The following is a 17,158-nucleotide window of genomic DNA, read 5'->3' on the forward strand; positions in this document are numbered from 1 at the left end:
GGCCATGCTGAAGCCGCTTACCTGGGCCTTGCTGGGGCTTTTCCTGTTTATGGTGCCGCTGGCCGTGCTGGGCCCGCACACCTTCATTCTGGTGCATGATAACCTGGAGGGCGAGGTGGTGTGGGTGCACCTGCTAACCAAGCTGCACCTGGCCCTGGCGCACGGGCCGGGCGCGCTGGTGCTGCCCATCATGAACGGCCTGCCCCGCGAGGCCCTGCGCTCGGGGCTGAGCGTGACGGTGTTGATTTTTCACCTGCTGCCCCGCTCGCCGCTGGCCGCCTACCTGCTCCACGAGGCCCTGGTGCGCGTAGTAGCCTTGCTGGGAATGTATGCGCTGCTGCGCCGCTACGGCCTGCCGCGGCCCGAGCAGCGGAGCCTGGCTGCGGCAGTGGCGCTGCTGTGGGCGGTGCTGCCGGCCTACAGCATCTTCGGGCTGAGTGTGCTGGGCCAGCCCCTGCTGCTGCGCACGGCGCTACGCCTGCGCGATGGGTCGGCCCGCTGGCCCGATTGGCTGGTTCTGGTGGCGCTGCCCTGGTGGTCGTCGTTTGTGCTGGTGGGGCCGTTTATAGCGGTGGCGTGGGTCGGGGCCCTGCTGCTCGACCTGGCTCGGCGCGGCCCGGCGGCAGGGGCCGCCACCCGGCGCGGGGCCGGGGGCTTGCTGGTGCTGCTGCTGAGCTACGTGCTGGTAGAGTGGCAGCTGTTTTATACTACGCTCATTGCCAAATCATTCCTTCCTCATCGCCAGGAGTTTGACCTGGCCCGCCTGCTGCCCCAGGGCGTAGGAGTGGGCCTGCGGGAAGCGGGGGCGCTATTCTGGCTGGGGCACTACCACGCCAGCCCGTTTTTCAAAGGCGGTATTATCTTGGCCGTGGCTATTGCCTTGGCCCGGCTGGCCGCGCCGCAGCGCCGCCAGCTCGGCCGGCAGGTAGCCGGCCTGCTCGCGGGCATTGCTGCGCTCTGCCTGCTAGCCGCTTTCCTGCCGCAGCTGTCGATACGGCTCCAGGCGCAGCTGCCATTGCTGCACGCATTTACGCTCAGCCGGTTCTATTTTCTGTTGGCCCTGCCCTGGGTGCTGGTGCTGGTGCTGGCCCTGCGACAATTGCCGCCGGGCCGGCTGGCCCTGGCGCTGGTGGGGCTACAGCTGCTGCCGGCCCTGGCCGCTAACCCGGAGTTTACCAATAATGTGCGTGCCCTGGCCGGGCGGCCCCGGCCCGATGCGCCCTCGTATGCGGCGTTCGTAGCACCGGGGCTACTACGACAGGTTGAGAATTTTATATATAGTAAAAATAAAATAAAGCCGCCCGCTTATCGGGTGGTGTGCCTGGGGCTGCCCCCGGCGGTGGCGCAGCTCAACGGCTTTTATACCCTCGACTCGTACCAGACGCTTTATCCGCTGGCTTACAAGCATGCCTTTCGCCCGCTCATCGCCGGCGAGCTGGCCAAAAGCCCGGCCCTGGCCACGTACTTCGACGCCTGGGGCAACCGCTGCTACCTGATGTCGGCTGAGCTGGGGCGAAACTATCAGCTTGGTAAGCTGCCGGCGGTGCGGCAGGTGCAGCACTGGGCTTTCGATACCGCTGCTTTTCGGCAGCTGGGGGGGCGCTACGTGCTCTCGGCCGTGCGCCTGGCTCACCCCGAGGAAAGCGGGTTGCAGCTACTGGGCGTTTTCGACGACTCGCAGGCCTATTGGCGCTTGCATCTATACGAGCCCATTGCCAGGGTAGGGGCGGCTACGCTGCCTCCGCCGGCTGGCCCGGTTCCTGGCTCGCGGTAGAGGCCGGATAAAGCAAATCGCGGCGCTGGCAGTCGTGCAGCCAGCCGCTGGCCTGCTCCATCGTCGAAAATATCTGAAGCTCAAACTGCCCGGCAAACGGGTCGTGCCGGAGCAGGGCACCCAGGTCGCCTTCGGTGTGGGGCTGGGCTACGTGCGCCACGTAGCGTAAGCCCAGCCGATTGGCCTGCGGGGCCCATACCTGCTGCAGCCAGGCCGCCGAATCGAACCACGGCCCCTGGATTCGGCTGTTGTCGTTGAGCAGGTACGGGATAGCCTGCAGGCCCAGCGGCTCCAGCGCGGCCAAGGCTCCCTTTTCGGCATCGGCCGGTGATACGAAGCCTTGCCAGGTAGTGCGCAGCCAGTGCTCGGCCGGCACGTATTCGGTGATGCAGTAGGCCTGGCCGTTTGGGTGCCGCACAATGCTGGGAGGGATAGTCATGAGGAGAGAATGCTGCCGGTAAAAGTGTCGCCGACACTAGACGCAAGTTTTGGGCTGGTAGTTATAGTACAGCTTATCATACGCAGTGCAGCATGGTCAAAAGCGGCTTCGCTGGCGTAGATTTGACCTTTCTGTTTGCCCGCGCATGGCTACCAATAATTATCGAAATCCGCCTGGTGGCCCCGCTGCCACCAACCGCCCGGTGCCGCCCGCCGACAATGGCGGTCCGCGTCCGGCGCGGGGCAATATGCCCCGCCCGGCCCCGGCTTCGGCTCCGACAGCTGCCCCGGCCAAGGCGGCGGCCCCGGCCGCCCGTGCCCGGCCGCAGGCCGCCGCGGTGCCGCGCGGCCCTTTGCCGGGCGTCAGCCAGCTAACGGCTATTCTGCACGACCGCCGCTTTCACCTGCTCATCGGGTTTGGGCTGCTGCTCGGCTCGTTGTATCTGACCATCGCTTTTACCTCTTTTCTGCTCAGCGGCCGGGCCGACCAGAGTGTAGTAGCAGCCCTGGGCACCGTGCCGGTGAAGGAAGCCGGGCAGGAGTCGGGCAACTGGCTGGGCCTGCTCGGGGCCTGGCTTGCCGAAAAGCTGATTTACCGGGGCTTTGGCCTGGCTTCCTACGCGCTTATTCCAATAGTCTTTTTTCTGGGCTACAAAATTGTGTTCCGGCGGGCGGCGGGCTCGGTAAGCTATGTGCTGGCTTTGGGTTTGTTTACTATGCTGTGGGTCAGTGCCTTGCTGGGATATGTGGTGGTGCAGATGGCGCAGCCCGGCACCGACCCGGCCTTGGCGCATCGGCTGGACTGGCTAAGTGGCGGCGGCGGCTATGAGCTGGCGCTCTGGCTTGACTCGCTCATCGGCTGGGGCACGGTGCTGCTGCTGGCCTTTGGGCTGATTATGTTCGTGGTGTTCTTCTTTAACGTCACCAGCCTCAACCTGGGCCTGGGCGATAAGGACGAAGACGAGGAGAATACCGAAGCTGACGCGGCGGAAGTCGCTGCGCCCGTAGCCGTGGCCCAACGCCCCGGTAAGCCGGCCCGCCCGGAACCCGCGCCTACCCGTGAGCCCGAGTTTGAGCCGGCCCCACCGCGGGCCAGCCCGCTCAAAGCGCCGGTGCCCGCCGCCAGCTTTGAGGTAGTAGCTATGCCCGAAGCCGAGCCGGAGGCGCTACCCGACGCGACGCTTACCGGCGCGGTGGGGGAGGTGGCCCTGGCCACCGCTCCGCTGACTACGGCCCCGGTTATACCCGCGGTGGTGGCCTCCGCAGCCAGCGGCCCCTCATTCTCGTTTGAGCTGCCCGAAGCTGAGCCGGAGGTAGCGCCCGCGCCGGTCGCGGCCAGCATTCCGACCCCGCTCTCCATGGCCGACCTGGCCGATAGCCCGCTGCCGGCTGCCGGCCCGGCGCTGCCCGATGCTACCGTCAAACCCCTCGAACTAACAGTACCGAGCCGCGACGACCTGGACCCCAATGCGGGGGCCGATATCGCGGCCGTGGCCGACGAGGACCTGGACGCGGATGTGATGCCGGACGTGAACTACGACCCCACGCTCGACCTTTCGCGCTATCAGTTTCCGACCCTGGAGCTGCTCAACGACTACGGCGTGGCCAAGGCGCAGGTAACCAAGGAGGAGCTGGAAGCCAACAAGGACCGCATTGTGGAAACCCTGGGGCACTACGGCATTACCATTGCCAGCATCAAAGCCACCATCGGGCCTACGGTTACGCTCTACGAGATTGTGCCCGAAGCCGGCGTACGCATCTCCAAAATCAAGAGTCTGGAAGATGATATTGCCCTGAGCCTGGCTGCGTTAGGCATTCGTATTATCGCCCCCATTCCGGGCAAGGGCACCATCGGCATTGAAGTGCCGAATACCAGGAAGGAGATGGTCAGCATTCGCTCGGTGCTGGGCAGCGAGAAGTTTGCCCGCACCGAGATGGATTTGCCGGTGGCCTTCGGCCGCACTATCACCAACGAGGTGTTTGTGGCCGACCTGGCCAAGATGCCCCACCTGCTCATGGCCGGGGCCACGGGCCAGGGCAAGTCGGTGGGACTGAACGTTATCCTGGCCTCGCTGCTGTATAAGCGCCACCCAGCTACGCTCAAGTTTGTGCTGGTCGACCCCAAGAAGGTGGAGCTGAGCATCTTCAATAAGATTGAGCGCCACTTCCTGGCCAAGCTGCCCGATACGGAGGAAGCCATCATTACCGATACGAAAAAGGTAGTCAATACTTTGAATTCGCTCTGCATGGAGATGGACCGGCGCTACGACCTGCTCAAGGAAGCCGGCTGCCGCAACCTCAAGGAATACAACCTCAAGTTTGTGGAGCGGCGGCTCAACCCCAGGAAGGGCCACCGCTTTCTGCCCTTTATCGTGCTGGTAATTGACGAGCTGGCTGACCTGATGATGACGGCCGGCAAGGAAGTAGAAACGCCTATTGCCCGCCTGGCCCAGCTGGCCCGCGCCATCGGTATTCACCTCATTGTGGCCACCCAGCGCCCGTCGGTGAACGTGATTACGGGCATTATTAAGGCTAACTTTCCCTGCCGGATTTCCTTTAAGGTGACCAGCAAGATTGACTCGCGCACCATCCTCGACACCGGCGGGGCCGACCAGCTCATCGGGCAGGGCGACATGCTGTTCTCAGCCGGCTCCGACCTTATCCGGGTGCAGTGCGCCTTTATCGACACGCCCGAGGTTGACCGCCTCTGCGACTATATCGGCGAGCAGCAGGGCTACGCCGATGCCTACCTGCTGCCCGAAGTGGCCGGCGCCGAGGGCGACGACGGCAGCGGCCAGGAAGAGATGGACCCCAGCGACCGGGACTCCATGTTTGCCGAGGCCGCTCGCTGCATCGTGCTGCACCAGCAGGGCTCTACTTCGCTCATCCAGCGCAAGCTCAAGCTGGGCTACAACCGCTCGGGCCGCCTTATGGACCAGCTCCAGCAGGCCGGTATTGTGGGGCCGTTTGAGGGCAGCAAGGCCCGCGCCGTGCTCATTCCCGACGAGTACCAGCTCGAGCAGCTGCTGAATACGCTGGTGAAGTAGCGCGGACTCTGGCAGTCCGCGTGCGGTAGCAGCCGGACGATACTGCGCGAATACGCGCGGACTCCCAGAGTCCGCGCTACGTTAGCCTTTTGGCCCCGCTTTTGCGTATCAGGCTTCGCCCGGTGCCAACTCAGCCGGGCATTTTGCAAATTTATGACCAAGCACTTCTCCCTGCTGGCGCTGGCCGCCTCGCTCGCTTTGCCTGCCGCTGCCCAGCAAGACCCCAAAGCCGGTAAAATTCTTGATGCCGTGAGCGCTAAGTACACGGCGCTCAAGTCGTTTCAGGCCAGCTTTACCCAAACCCTGGAAAACCCCGCCGCCAAGCTCAAGCAAAACCTGACCGGCGACGTAACCGTGAGCGGCCAGAAATATCACCTCACCGCCAGCGGCCAGGAAGTTATCAACGACAGCAAAACGACCTGGACGTATCTCAAAAACGAGAACGAGGTAAATATCTCCGAGTCGGACCCCACGAACCAGGATATGTCGCCGGCCCAGATGTACAACATGTACAAAAAAGGATATAAATATGTCTATGTAAAATCCTTGAAAGACGCCGGTGTTACCAGCGACCTCATCGAGCTGTCGCCGGAAGACCGCAAGAACGACGTGTTTAAGGTACAAATCGTGGTGGGCACAGCCGACCATGCCATCCACAGCGTGAAGACGTTTAAGAAAAACGGGACGCGTACCACGTTCACCCTCAAGAATTTCAAGCCCAACGTACCGGTATCGGCTACCACGTTTGCATTTGACAAAAATGCGCACAAGGGCGTGAAGGTGGTAGACCTGCGCTAGGTTCCGGACTGGGATAGGCTGGAAAAACCGTCTGTCATTGCGAGCTTGCGAAGCAATCGCACCAGAACAAACCCGAACGGCTCGTTCTGGTGCGATTGCTTCGCTCTGCTCGCAATGACAGGCGGTTCTTATGTTTAGCCCGCTATGCGCGAAGATTTCCTGCACTACGTCTGGCAGCACCAGTACTTCGATAAAGCTGACCTGCGCACCACGGCCGGCGAGGAAATTCAGGTGCTGCGCCCCGGCCAGCGCAACGCCGATGCCGGCCCCGACTTTCTGAATGCGCGCCTGCGCCTGGGCGAGGTGGAGTGGAACGGCGCCGTGGAGATTCACCTGCGGGCCTCCGACTGGCAGCGCCACCGCCACCAGACCGATGCCAAGTACGACCAGGTGGTACTGCACGTAGTGCACACCGCCGACGCCGACATCTACCGCACCAATGGCAGCCTCATTCCGGCGCTGGCCTTGGCTCCGCGCCTGGCTCCCGACCTGCTGGGCCGCTACGAAGCGCTGGTACAGGCCCCCGCTGCTGCCCCGTTGCCCTGCGCCCCGCTACTGCCCCAGGTGCCGCAGCTGGTGCGCACCATGATGACCGAGCGGGCTTTACTGGAAAGAATAGAGCAAAAAGCCGATATGCTGGCCGAGCTGCACGCGCACCTGGGGCACGACTGGGAAGCCACCGCCTACCATGCCCTGATGGCGGCTTTTGGCTTCCAGAAAAACAGCGAGCCGCTAGCCCGCCTGGCCAAGGCCGTGCCGCTGCCGGTAGTGCGCCGGCACCGCCACGATGCCCGGCAGCTGGAGGCGCTGCTATTCGGGCAGGCCGGCTTTTTAGTAGAAGACGAGGCAACCGCCGGCGACGACTACCTGGCCGACTTGCGGCTGGAGTACGAGTTTCTGCGTCATAAGTATAGCTTGGCCCCCAGCGCGTTGGCTGCCCACGAGTGGAATTATTTGAGATTACGGCCCGCCAACTTTCCGGCCGTGCGGCTGGGGCAGCTGGTGGGGTTGCTGCACCGCCGCCCGGCCCTGTTCGATGCGCTGCTTACGGCCGGCAGCGTAGCCGCTCTCACCGAGTTTTTTGGAAGTGCGCCCGCTCCGGCCTACTGGCAGGCGCATTTTCGGCCCGGCCGGCCGGGCAAGGTGCCGGGCCTGGGCAAAAGCAGCATTGCCCTGCTCATTACCAACGTGGTGGTGCCCCTGCGGGTGGCCTACGCCCGCCAGGTGGGTCAGCCCGCGCTGGTCGAAAGCAGCGTAGCCCTGCTGAGTGAGCTGCCCGCCGAGCACAATCAGTACACCGACCTTTACCAGGACCTCGGCTTCGAGCACCGCACCGCGGCCGACTCGCAGGGCCTGCTGGCTATGCATAAAGGCTATTGCCAGCCGCGTCGCTGCCTGCACTGCGCCATTGGCGGGCGGCTGCTTGGGGGCGGGGCCAAGTCGCTTATCAACCGATGAAGCTGCTTACTGCGCTGCTCCTGAACGGGCTGCTGCTGGCCGCCGCCGGCTGGTGGCTGCGGCGCGAGTTCCGCGCTGCTACCCCCCGGCTCCGGCGCTGGCTGCTACTTACCCTGGCTCTGCGCCTGGGGCTGACGGCTATTGCCGGCTACTGGCCGGGGCCCGATGCGCGCGGAGTAAGCTACTGGGCCCAAGGGCTGACGACGGATTTCTGGGCCAACCCGGCAGCGGCCTTTGAGCGCTGGCAAAGCCTGACCGTGCACGCGCACGGAGAAGTGATGACCACACACAGCATGTCGAATACGCTCTTCTTTAGTAAGCTGTTGGGCTTACTGAATCTGGCCTCGGGCGGAGCCTTATGGCTTAATTCGCTGTATCTAAGTGTTTTTTGCTATATAGCCTGCTGGGAGCTGGTCCGGGTACTGAGTCAGGTATTTCCGACTACGCCCCGCGGGGCTGGCTTGGTGGCCTGGCTGCTGTGGCCTTCGGTGCTGTGGTGGTCGGCTGGTCTCAACAAGGAAACGGTGCTCGTCGGTGCCAGCGCTGGCCTCGCCGCCCTGGTGCTGGCGGGCGTGTATGGCCGCCGGCCGGTGCCCGGCTGGCGGCTGGCCGGCAGCGTGGTACTGGGTGGGCTGCTCGCGTGGGTGCTGTTCCGGATGCGCTACTTCTTTGCCCTGCCGCTATTTGGCGGGCTGGTGGCCCTGGCGCTGGTGCAGCTGGCTACGGGGCGCGGCTGGCTGAATAGCCGGTGGCCGGCGCAGGCTGGCACCGTGTTGCTACTCATTGCCGCCGGTGGCGGCACCGCCATGCTGGTGGGCGGCCGCTACCTGGAGCCAAGCTATTTCAGCCTGGAAGTAAATAAAAACTATCAGCACGGCCTGCTAACCTCGCAGGGCCGGCCGCACCTTGTGTACGCCGATTGGCAACCCACGCCCCTGGGCCTGTTGCGCCATGCGCCGCAGGCCGTGGTGCAGGTGCTGGTGCGGCCCTGGCTCGGCGAATCGGCGCGGCCGCTGTACCTGCTGGCGGCCCTGGAAAACGTAGCGCTGGTGGCCTTGCTGCTCCTCACCTTTGCCGCCGGCTGGAATGGGCGGGTCGGCCGGCTGCCGGTTGCCTTAGTAGTAGTGCTGGTGGGGTACTGCCTGCTGCTGGCCGCCTTTATCGGCCTGAGCACTCCCAACCTGGGCACCCTGCACCGCTACCGGGCCGTACTGCTGCCCTGGCTGCTGCTGCTGCTGCTGCAAAATGACTACGCCCGCGCTCTGCTCAGCAAAGCAGGCCTGGCAGAGTGAGCCCTTAAACTGGCCCACGCGGCAACGACTTCGGTACAATCCTTTCGGCTTACTTTGTCCCGGTCGTACCTTTGCCTGCTTATGGAAAACCCTGTTATCATTCTCGGCGCTCAGGCCGTGGGAACGGCCGCTTTGGATGCTTTTTTGTCAAACGATGTAGTAGTTTACTGTCTGCTCGATGATGACCCCAAGCTGCACAACACCGAACTGCTCGACGTGCCCGTAATGGGCAACACCGACGACGGCGAGCTGCTGAAGCTGCTGGGCAAAAAGTGCGAAGTGTTCGTAGCTACCGAAGACGCGGCCAGCCGCCGCAGCCTCACCAAGATGCTGCGCGATGAGTATGAGGTGGTGCCCGTAAACAGCATCCATCAGCGGGCCAGCGTGTCGATACACGCCGAGCTGGGGCATGGTAATTATGTGGGTCCCAATGCCGTAATCGCGGCCACTGCCAAGATTGGTGAAGGCGTGCTCATTGGCCCCAACGCCGTGGTCGAAGGCAGCGCTGCCGTGGGCGACTATGCCCAGCTTGGTAGCGGCGCCCAGATTGGGGTAGGAGCCAGCGTGGGCAGCAATGCGTTTGTGGGCGCGGGAGCCGTGCTGGTGGCCGGCGTAAAAGTGGGCGACAAGGCCCGCGTAGGCGCCGGCTCGGTGGTAGTGGCCGACGTGCCCGCTGGCCAAACGGTATTCGGCAACCCGGCGGTTAAGGTTTAAATTAAAAATTAAAAATTATGAATTAAAAATTGCTGTTCGTTACGAGTGGGCAAGGTTACCCAGGCACCAATTCATAATTTTTAATTCATAATTTTCAATTAAAACATGTATCAGGTCCTTCTTTATTATTGCTATACCCCGCTCGCCGACCCCGAGCAGTTTCGCGACGAGCATCATCGGCTGTGCCTGGCGCTGGATTTGCGCGGGCGCATCATCGTGGCCGCCGAAGGGCTGAATGGCACCGTGTCGGGTACGCGCGAAAGCTGCGCCGCCTACATGGCCGCCGTGAAAGCCGACCCGCGCTTTGCCGCGCTGGAATTTAAGGTTGATGAGGCGGCCGGGCATACATTTCAAAAGCTGCATGTTCGGGTGAAGCCCGAAATCGTGCACAGCAGCCTGCACCACGTGCGGCCCTATGAAAAAACCGGCCAGCATCTGAGCCCCCAGGAGTTTAAGGCGCTGAAAGACCGCGACGACGTGGTAGTGGTAGATGTGCGCTCGGACTACGAGTATAACCTCGGCCGCTTCAAAAATGCCGTGACGCTGGATATCGAGAATTTCCGCGACTTCCCTGAGCGCGTCGAGCGCCTGCGCGAGTTTCAGGACAAGAAAATCCTGACCTACTGCACCGGCGGCGTGAAGTGTGAGAAAGCCACCGCTTTTCTGCTCGAGCAGGGCTTTGAAAACGTGTACCAGCTGCACGGCGGCATTATCAAATACGGCATTGAGGCGGGCGGGGAGGACTTTGAGGGCCAGTGTTACGTGTTTGATAACCGCGTGGCGGTGGATGTCAACCGCGTGAACCCCAGCATTATCGCCCGCTGCCACCACTGCCAGCAGCCCTCGCCCCGCCTCATCAACTGCGCTAATCCGCACTGCAACGCCCACCTGCCGCTTTGCGAAAGCTGCGGCACGCTGCTCGAAGGCGCCTGCTCCGAAGCCTGCGCCGAGCACCCCGACAAGCGCCCCTACGACGGCACCGGCACGTATCCCAAACTCAGCAACCACTACACCCCCGCGCAGGGGCTGGCCTCTTTTAGAATTAAAAATCAGAAATGAAAAATTAAAAATTGCGGCTGTTTCTTTCCCGAATTGCAGTAGCTTTTTTGCTCATTTTTAATTTTTAATTCTTTAATTTTTTAATTAAAAACATGATTCCCGAGTCCGAGCTTATTCTGAATCCTGACGGCACGATTTATCACCTCAATCTGCTGCCCGACCATATTTCCGATACCATTCTGACCGTGGGCGACCCGGCGCGGGTGGCCCAGGTAAGCCGGCATTTCGACTCCATCGAGTTTGAGGGTACGCACCGCGAGTTTGTAACCCACGTCGGCTACTACCGGGGCAAGCGCCTGACGGTGCTGAGTACCGGTATGGGTACCGATAATATAGATATTGTGATGAATGAGCTGGATGCGCTCGTCAATATCGACTTTCTCTCGCGCACGGTGCGGCCCGTGGAGGAGCGCCTGAGCCTGCGCATTATCCGGCTGGGCACCAGCGGCAGCCTGCAGGCCGAGGTGCCGGTGGGGGCTATGCTGGCTACGCAGCACGCCGTGGGCCTCGATACGCTGATGCAGTTTTATCCGCTGATGGAAACCGGCCTCGAAACCCAGGTAGCCAAAGACTTGCAGCAAAGCCTGGCGTTGCCTTTCGCGCCCTACGTGGTGCGCGGCTCCGACCTGCTGCGCGAGCAGCTGGCCGCCGACCTGCTCGTCGGCAACACCGTGACCTGCCCCGGCTTTTATGGCCCGCAGGGCCGGCGCCTGCGCCTCGACCTGCGCCAGCCCGACTACATGGCGCGCCTGCAGGGCTTCCGCCACCAAAGCCCGGAGGGTGATTTCCGCCTCAGCAACTTCGAGATGGAAACCGCCGGCTACTACGCCCTGGGCCAGCTGCTGGGCCACGAGGTGCTCAGCCTCAACGCTATCGTAGCTAACCGCGCCACCGGCGAGTTTGCCAAAAATGCCGGCGATATCATGGACCGCATGATTGCCCGCACGCTGGCTTTAGTGTAGTCTGAACCGCGGATTTATCGGATTCGTCGGATTATTCGGATTTTGTGGACAATTCTTATTTGTTTGCTTTAGCTGAAAAGGCCACCCAATTGGGTGGCCTTTCTTACGTCCACAAAATCCGAGTAATCCGACGAATCCGATAAATCCACGGTTCAGACTTAATAAAAATCGAACCCGAGCACGGCCCGCAGCGGTAGTGTGATGCCGGCTTTCAGGCTAAGATACTCGGTGTGAGCGCCCCACACGGCGGTTTGGACGCGCTTGGTTTGGCCATCGGCGGTTCGAAAGAAAATATCCAGCTTGCCGTGGTGCGCGTTGCCCAGCACGCAGGCGCGTTCGGCATCGACGCGGCGGCGCTCACGCGCGGCCTTATCAGTCAAGACATCTTCAGGTCCAAAGTGCAGCGATGGGAGCGCTTCTTTTTCAACCGTTTCAACGGGCTGGTCGGTAATGGGGGAAAACATAAGGCAATAATAGCGGGAGGTGAGTAAAAGAGCGGAGGGCCTAGCTACCCAGGTAGCGGCGCCGTTATTGTACCAAGTTTAAGCCAGTTCGGTTTATAATTCGGCCGCTAAAAATTCCATCGTGTCGATGCCATCGGCGTAGTCGGCCACGCCCGGAAACTGCGCCTGGCCAAAGGGTACCGAGCCCGGATAGCGCCCGCCCGCCGACACGAGGGCCTGCGTCTGGGCCGCCACATCAGTAAGCTGGTCGAGCAGGTCGATTTCCTGGGTGTAATAGCTGTAATGCAGCACCGAGATGGGCGACACGAGCGCCGCACTCTCGGTGAGCAGCAAAAAGCCGTTGTCGAAATGCGGCACGGCGTTTACGAGCATAATGCTCTTGTTGTAGTCGTAGTTGTTCTGGTACTTGTGGTGGTTGAGCACCCGGTGCCAGGGCTGCCAGGCATCGAGCAGGGGCACGAAGTCGTAGCCCTCGGGCACGTAGAGCTTGCTCACGTTGCGGCAGCCCAGGCCGTAGTATTGCACCACATCGGGGCCCAGCGCGGCCAGCTCGTCGGCCGTTTCGTGACCTGTAATGATGGCCAGGCTCGTGCGGTTGCGCCGGATAATGTGCGGCCGGCTCTTGAAATAAAACTCGAAGTAGCGCGCCGTGTTGTCCGAGCCAGTGGCAATAAAGGCATCGGCCGCGTTGAGCCGCTCCACTACCTGAATGCGCTCGGCAAAGGCGGGCTCAATCTCAGTCAGCTCCTTGATAATCCACCGCATGAGTACGGTATCGTCCTTACTGAGCTTGGCCAGCAGCGTGTGGCCGCTGAGCAGCACGCACAACAGGTCGTGAAAGCCCACCAGCGGAATGTTGCCGGCCATCACCACGCCTACTTTGCGCGGCGTGGCGGGCTCGGCGGGGTAGCGGCCGGCCCAGCGCGTAAGCGTGGGCTCTTCGAGCAGGTGGGCCACGCCACCGAGAGCGGTGCGCACGTTGGGCAGGTCGAACCAGGCATTCTGATTGCGGGCGCGGTCGGCCAGGCCCAGTATTTCGTCCTCGGAAAGAGTAGCGAGGCGGCGGCCCAGCGCCGCGAAGGCCGCAAGGCGGGCAGTGTGATTCAGCATTAAATAAAATGAGAAGAATGTGAAAATGTGGAAGATGTAGAAAAAGCCGGCGGCCTGGAGGGGGTATTTAGCTCATTTGCCATTTCCCGTATTTTCACATTCTTGCTATTTGCCACATTGAAAATGTACCTTTGAGGGTTCAAACCAGCCTGGCCCGGCGCTTTTACGTACAGCCGGGCAGCTTTGACCAAGCAAAATTACTCACTAGCATAAGGAGACGACGGCAATGGCCATCATGATAACCGACGAGTGCATCAACTGCGGTGCCTGCGAACCGGAATGCCCCAACACGGCCATCTACGAGGGCGGCGCCCAGTGGCGCTGGGCCGATGGCACCACCCTGAAAGAAGTCCAGACCATCGACGGCAAGCTGGCCGGCGGCACCGACCCCCAAAAGCCGGTGTCGAACGAGTACTACTACATCGTAACCGACAAATGCACCGAGTGCGTAGGCTTCCACGAGGAGCCGCAGTGCGCCGCCGTATGCCCCGTCGACTGCTGCGTCGATGACCCCGACCACCGCGAAAGCCGCGAGCGCCTCACTCAGAAGCAGCAGTGGCTGCACAAGGCCGCGTAAAGTAGCGTGGACTCTGCGAGTCCGCGTTTGACTGAACTGTAATAAAAAAGAACGTCAGGCTGAGCTTGTCGAAGCATCTCTACCGAACGAGCCTAGCGGCGCGGTAGAGATGTTTCGACAAGCTCAGCCTGACGTTCTTTGGTTATTTCCAGCTTAGAACAACTGCCGCCCTGCTCCCTGCTCTGCCTTAAGCAGCATCAGGAATTCTTCCCGCGACACTTCCTCCGCGCCCAGCGCCAGCATGTGCGGCGTCAGTTGCTGAATATCAACGAAGCTGGCCCCGCGCGCCCTTAGGTGCCCGGCCAGCGCCAGCACCGCCAGCTTCGAGGCATTGGGCCGGTGGTGAAACATACTTTCGCCCGCAAACACGCCCCGCACGGCCACGCCGTAGAGGCCGCCCACCAGCTCGTCGCCCTCCCACACCTCCACGCTGTGGGCGTGGCCGGCGGCGTGCAGCGCTTCGTAGCCGCGCACCAGCTGCGGTGTTATCCAGGTGCCAGCCTGGCCGGGGCGCGGCTGGGCCTGGCAGGCCCGCATCACCTGCCCAAATGCTTCGTCGAAGCTGATGCGCCACGGCGACTGCCGCTGCGCCCGCGCCAGGCTGCGGCCCACGTGCAGGCTAGCCAGCCGCAAAATGCCCCGGCGCGGCGGGCAAAACCAGGCCAGCGGCCAGCCCTCCACCGGCCACGGAAAAATGCCCTGCGCATACGCCGCCACCAGGTTTTCGGCGCTGGCCTGGCCGCCGAGCAGCAGCAGGCCGTCGAGGTCGTCGCGTGCGGCGGTGGGTGGCGGGAAGGTGAGGGGCATGGGCGAGCTAGCTGGCTGCCGGTAAAGTTCGCGCTGCGGGGCTAGCCCGGCTACCTTTGCCGCACTCGCGTGGGGTTATGCCCCGCGACCTACACCGACTTTCGGTTGAAAGACGAAGCCCCGAACCGTGGACGCGGCCGGGGCTTCAGAAGTGCGGGGTTATTGGACAACCCTTTACTTCACCGAAATCATGAAGGAAAACGCGAGACCGGAGTTTGATTTTAAAGTCAGACTCCGGATGCCTGCCGAGCTAGTCAAGTGGCTCGTCGGGCTAGTAGTTGGTGGGACTGCCGCCACGGCGGTAGCTCACTTGCTGCACTAGGTTGCAAAGGCCGTGCCGCGAGGTGCGGCCTTTGTTTTGTAAGGCAAATGTACGTGAGTTATTAAATCTTGGGTGAATCTCCTGCTAAAAGTTTGTTGGGCTTCGTAATTATTTGACGATGGGCTGGCCGCCGAGCAGCAGGCCGTCAAGGTCGTCGCGCGGCGGTGGGTGGGGAAAGCGAGGGACATCAGGAATATTTTGCGTCTAACTTGCGCGGGTCGCCTATCCTATTAATCAAGGCGAAATAAATATGAATAATATGTATAAGTATTTAAATGTATTAATTTTTTATTTTGCAAGTGGATGCGCTAAAGACAAGAATAGTCAAGCAAATGGGGTTAACCTTTATAATAGCCACGATTTAGGAGCGCTTACCGTTCAGATTCCGAGCACTTGGGAATATCTAAATTTTGCAGCGCAAGGTTTACAGTCATCCAACAAGGATAAGAAGTATCTATTCCTTAATACACACTCCAAGGATACAGTACTACGTGAAACTGTTATAATTGAAATAGCACAGCGTAATGGTACAATCTCCTTCTCAAAACTAGAAAAAGCACTGCTTACAAATATGGGTGCAGGGCAAGACCAAATAAGAATACTTAGTTCGAAAAACTTTGTAACACAGGAAGGTGAATTGAAAATTGTTGAATTGAACTGTAGAAATAAAGAGTTTAATATGAAGCTAGAGGAGATTTTTGCTTTTTATAAAAGGGATAAACAGCTTGCTTCTCTATTATGGACAGGGTTAAGCCATTCTGAAAGCATTAATAAGAATAATAGAGAACTGTTTATGCAAATTGTACACTCTATCCAATGGAAAAAGCCATAACTGCTACCTTCACTAAGAAGCTGTTTGAGTTAATTTATACCCGTCACGAAGTGGGTTGCGAATCCAGGAGGTGAAAGTTGAGGGTAAGTAAGGACGCGAGTTCTTGGCCGAACTCGTTGAGTCGGGAGAAGAAGCCGAGCACGGCTTGTCGGAAGTGGCCCTTGGTGCGGTAAAAGGTGGCGTTGATGATTTTCTGGCGCAGGAACTTCCACAGGCGCTCAATCAGGTTCAGGTTGGGCGAATAGGGCGGCAGAAAGACCTGCACCAGGGGCTTATCGGCCAGCCACTGGGTCAGTTCCTGGTTTTTGTAGTAGCGGGCGTTGTCGCAGACCACGTAAATCGGTTGGCTGGGATGGGCGGCCAGCAGCTGTTCGTATAAGGCTTTTGTGCTCTGGGCGTTGACGCAGGCCGTTTCGTGCACGTACACCTGCGTAGGGCAGTGCGCGTTGAGGGCCGCGTTCAGATTCACCCGTTCGCGTCCGCTGACCGTAGGCAGGGGCCGCTGTGCGCCTTTTTCGGTCCAGGCCCGGGTGCAGCGGGTGTTGTGGGTGGGGTGGGCCGCGTCGGCAAAATACACCACGGCGTCGCCGGCCGCAGCCCGTTCCAGCAGGGGCTGCAACCGGTTGGCCAGAAAAGCGGCCTGCGCGTCGGCGTCCGCTTCGCAAGGCATGGGCGTGGTGAGCTTGTACACAAAGCCCAACCGGTGTAGCAGGTCCGTCAGGCCCGAAACCGAGTAGCGCACGCCGGTGGCCTGTGTCAGCCAGGCCTGCAACGGGCGGCAGTCGGTGTACAGGGTCCGGCGCAGCTCCTGGCACAAGCCGGCGAGTTGGGTGCTGGTCAGCAGCCCCCAGTAGCCGCGCTGCTCGTGGGCCAGGTACTTCTCCAAGCCCAACCGGGCAAAGGCCTCGGCGTAGCGGTACACCGTGCCATCATCCAGCCCCAAATCGTCGGCAATGCTTCCCGCCGAGCGCCCTTGTCCAGCAACAGCACCACCGTCACTTTTACGTAGCCCTCGTCATCGCGCCGTTGCTTTTGCAACGCACGCAACCGTTGGCGCTCCGGGTCGGTGAGGGAAACCTGCATGCCGCAAGTTTAATCAACGGCTTTCGCTTTTTACTTCGCGACGAGTTTAGCTTGGTGAAACAAGTAGGGGAAAAGGTCGCTCGCAAGCGCTACAGTTCGGATTTGTCGACGCGGGACTGGCAGGAGTTGGAACCGCTGTTGGTCGTGCGCCGGCGCAGCAAGTGGCCGCTGGTGGAGGTCGTGAACGCCATTTTGTACGTGCTCAAAAACGGGTGCATGTGGCGGGACTTACCGGGGGATTTGCCGCCCCAACTGGCGCGAGTTTAGGCAAAGCCGTAACTCGTGACAAACTATAAGGATGAGGTTGTACCTCATCTGCCGCAACGCAGCAAGCTACGGTTGCGCAGTAAGCACAAGTCTTTCGATGCCGCTTTGCCGCTGGCGCGGCAGTGGAGGTGCAACCTCCACCATAAAAAAGGCA

Annotated in this window: 16 protein-coding genes; 11 read left to right on the forward strand and 5 right to left on the reverse strand. The window is 61.0% G+C overall.

What is annotated here, in order from left to right; genetic code table 11:
- Nucleotides 1-4 precede the first annotated feature (4 nt).
- On the forward strand, nt 5-1,774 hold the full coding sequence (locus F6X24_RS11810) for a DUF6044 family protein (RefSeq protein ID WP_151088193.1): 1,770 nt from the start codon (nt 5-7) through the stop codon (nt 1,772-1,774).
- Here the strand turns inward: F6X24_RS11810 and F6X24_RS11815 are convergent.
- Complete coding sequence (locus tag F6X24_RS11815; RefSeq protein WP_151088194.1) at nt 1,731-2,213, reverse strand: hypothetical protein; 483 nt, start codon at nt 2,211-2,213, stop codon at nt 1,731-1,733. The two genes, F6X24_RS11810 and F6X24_RS11815, sit on opposite strands and share 44 nt — an antisense overlap.
- A 145-nt stretch (nt 2,214-2,358) precedes the next feature.
- Between F6X24_RS11815 and F6X24_RS11820 the strand changes: the two genes are divergently transcribed.
- The 7 genes from F6X24_RS11820 (at nt 2,359) to F6X24_RS11850 (ending at nt 11,542) form a co-directional block, all read left to right on the forward strand.
- A complete protein-coding gene (locus F6X24_RS11820; protein WP_151088195.1) occupies nt 2,359-5,259 on the forward strand; it encodes a DNA translocase FtsK in 2,901 nt (966 codons plus the stop codon).
- Nucleotides 5,260-5,412: 153 nt separating this feature from the next.
- Nucleotides 5,413-6,057, forward strand: coding sequence for a LolA family protein (locus F6X24_RS11825; protein WP_151088196.1), 645 nt, complete (start codon nt 5,413-5,415; stop codon nt 6,055-6,057).
- Nucleotides 6,058-6,201: 144 nt separating this feature from the next.
- The gene (locus F6X24_RS11830; protein ID WP_151088197.1) at nt 6,202-7,515 is read left to right on the forward strand and encodes a DUF2851 family protein; all 1,314 of its coding nucleotides are present in this window, start codon (nt 6,202-6,204) and stop codon (nt 7,513-7,515) included.
- On the forward strand, nt 7,512-8,807 hold the full coding sequence (locus tag F6X24_RS11835) for a hypothetical protein (RefSeq protein ID WP_151088198.1): 1,296 nt from the start codon (nt 7,512-7,514) through the stop codon (nt 8,805-8,807). The genes F6X24_RS11830 and F6X24_RS11835 overlap by 4 nt, the downstream gene beginning before the upstream one ends.
- A gap of 81 nt (nt 8,808-8,888) precedes the next feature.
- Nucleotides 8,889-9,521, forward strand: a complete 633-nt coding sequence (locus F6X24_RS11840; RefSeq protein ID WP_151088199.1) for a DapH/DapD/GlmU-related protein — start codon at nt 8,889-8,891, stop codon at nt 9,519-9,521.
- 105 nt (nt 9,522-9,626) lie between these two features.
- Nucleotides 9,627-10,580, forward strand: a complete 954-nt coding sequence (gene trhO, locus F6X24_RS11845) for an oxygen-dependent tRNA uridine(34) hydroxylase TrhO (protein ID WP_151088200.1) — start codon at nt 9,627-9,629, stop codon at nt 10,578-10,580.
- A 92-nt stretch (nt 10,581-10,672) separates the two neighbouring features.
- Nucleotides 10,673-11,542 carry a nucleoside phosphorylase gene (locus tag F6X24_RS11850; protein WP_151088201.1) on the forward strand — a complete coding sequence of 290 codons (870 nt, stop codon included), beginning with the start codon at nt 10,673-10,675 and terminating at the stop codon, nt 11,540-11,542.
- Nucleotides 11,543-11,700: 158 nt separating this feature from the next.
- Here F6X24_RS11850 and F6X24_RS11855 read toward each other — a convergent pair whose 3' ends face one another.
- A complete protein-coding gene (locus F6X24_RS11855) occupies nt 11,701-12,006 on the reverse strand; it encodes a hypothetical protein (protein WP_151088202.1) in 306 nt (101 codons plus the stop codon).
- A 93-nt stretch (nt 12,007-12,099) separates the two neighbouring features.
- Nucleotides 12,100-13,116, reverse strand: a complete 1,017-nt coding sequence (locus F6X24_RS11860) for an acyl-CoA reductase (protein WP_151088203.1) — start codon at nt 13,114-13,116, stop codon at nt 12,100-12,102.
- A 226-nt stretch (nt 13,117-13,342) separates the two neighbouring features.
- Here F6X24_RS11860 and F6X24_RS11865 point away from each other — a divergent pair, with 226 nt between their 5' ends.
- On the forward strand, nt 13,343-13,693 hold the full coding sequence (locus F6X24_RS11865) for a 4Fe-4S binding protein (RefSeq protein WP_151088204.1): 351 nt from the start codon (nt 13,343-13,345) through the stop codon (nt 13,691-13,693).
- A gap of 153 nt (nt 13,694-13,846) precedes the next feature.
- Here the strand turns inward: F6X24_RS11865 and aat are convergent, their stop codons facing one another.
- Entirely contained in the window at nt 13,847-14,500 is a 654-nt protein-coding gene (gene aat, locus F6X24_RS11870) for a leucyl/phenylalanyl-tRNA--protein transferase (RefSeq protein WP_151088205.1), read from the reverse strand.
- A 581-nt stretch (nt 14,501-15,081) separates the two neighbouring features.
- On the opposite strand from aat, the gene F6X24_RS11875 reads away from it, so the two are divergent.
- Nucleotides 15,082-15,654: a hypothetical protein gene (locus tag F6X24_RS11875; protein ID WP_151088206.1), complete on the forward strand. Its 573-nt coding sequence runs from the start codon at nt 15,082-15,084 to the stop codon at nt 15,652-15,654.
- Between the two features lie 43 nt (nt 15,655-15,697).
- Here F6X24_RS11875 and F6X24_RS11880 read toward each other — a convergent pair whose 3' ends face one another.
- A complete protein-coding gene (locus F6X24_RS11880; RefSeq protein WP_191906304.1) occupies nt 15,698-16,597 on the reverse strand; it encodes an IS630 family transposase in 900 nt (299 codons plus the stop codon).
- Between the two features lie 89 nt (nt 16,598-16,686).
- Between F6X24_RS11880 and F6X24_RS18995 the strand changes: the two genes are divergently transcribed.
- The gene (locus F6X24_RS18995; RefSeq protein ID WP_191906305.1) at nt 16,687-17,004 is read left to right on the forward strand and encodes a transposase; all 318 of its coding nucleotides are present in this window, start codon (nt 16,687-16,689) and stop codon (nt 17,002-17,004) included.
- Nucleotides 17,005-17,158 lie beyond the last annotated feature (154 nt).

This window comes from Hymenobacter baengnokdamensis (assembly GCF_008728635.1).
Taxonomy (GTDB): Bacteria; Bacteroidota; Bacteroidia; order Cytophagales; family Hymenobacteraceae; genus Hymenobacter; species Hymenobacter baengnokdamensis.

Excerpts from the sequence above, each read along its gene's own strand:
- F6X24_RS11825 (WP_151088196.1), top strand. The coding sequence starts at position 5,413 with ATGACCAAGCACTTCTCCCTGCTGGCGCTGGCCGCCTCGCTCGCTTTG.
- F6X24_RS11835 (WP_151088198.1), top strand. The coding sequence starts at position 7,512 with ATGAAGCTGCTTACTGCGCTGCTCCTGAACGGGCTGCTGCTGGCCGCC.
- F6X24_RS11810 (WP_151088193.1), top strand. The coding sequence starts at position 5 with ATGCTGAAGCCGCTTACCTGGGCCTTGCTGGGGCTTTTCCTGTTTATG.
- F6X24_RS11820 (WP_151088195.1), top strand. The coding sequence starts at position 2,359 with ATGGCTACCAATAATTATCGAAATCCGCCTGGTGGCCCCGCTGCCACC.
- aat (WP_151088205.1), bottom strand. The coding sequence starts at position 14,500 with ATGCCCCTCACCTTCCCGCCACCCACCGCCGCACGCGACGACCTCGAC.
- F6X24_RS11855 (WP_151088202.1), bottom strand. The coding sequence starts at position 12,006 with ATGTTTTCCCCCATTACCGACCAGCCCGTTGAAACGGTTGAAAAAGAA.
- F6X24_RS11860 (WP_151088203.1), bottom strand. The coding sequence starts at position 13,116 with ATGCTGAATCACACTGCCCGCCTTGCGGCCTTCGCGGCGCTGGGCCGC.
- trhO (WP_151088200.1), top strand. The coding sequence starts at position 9,627 with ATGTATCAGGTCCTTCTTTATTATTGCTATACCCCGCTCGCCGACCCC.
- F6X24_RS11840 (WP_151088199.1), top strand. The coding sequence starts at position 8,889 with ATGGAAAACCCTGTTATCATTCTCGGCGCTCAGGCCGTGGGAACGGCC.
- F6X24_RS11865 (WP_151088204.1), top strand. The coding sequence starts at position 13,343 with ATGGCCATCATGATAACCGACGAGTGCATCAACTGCGGTGCCTGCGAA.
- F6X24_RS11850 (WP_151088201.1), top strand. The coding sequence starts at position 10,673 with ATGATTCCCGAGTCCGAGCTTATTCTGAATCCTGACGGCACGATTTAT.
- F6X24_RS11815 (WP_151088194.1), bottom strand. The coding sequence starts at position 2,213 with ATGACTATCCCTCCCAGCATTGTGCGGCACCCAAACGGCCAGGCCTAC.
- F6X24_RS11875 (WP_151088206.1), top strand. The coding sequence starts at position 15,082 with ATGTATAAGTATTTAAATGTATTAATTTTTTATTTTGCAAGTGGATGC.
- F6X24_RS11830 (WP_151088197.1), top strand. The coding sequence starts at position 6,202 with ATGCGCGAAGATTTCCTGCACTACGTCTGGCAGCACCAGTACTTCGAT.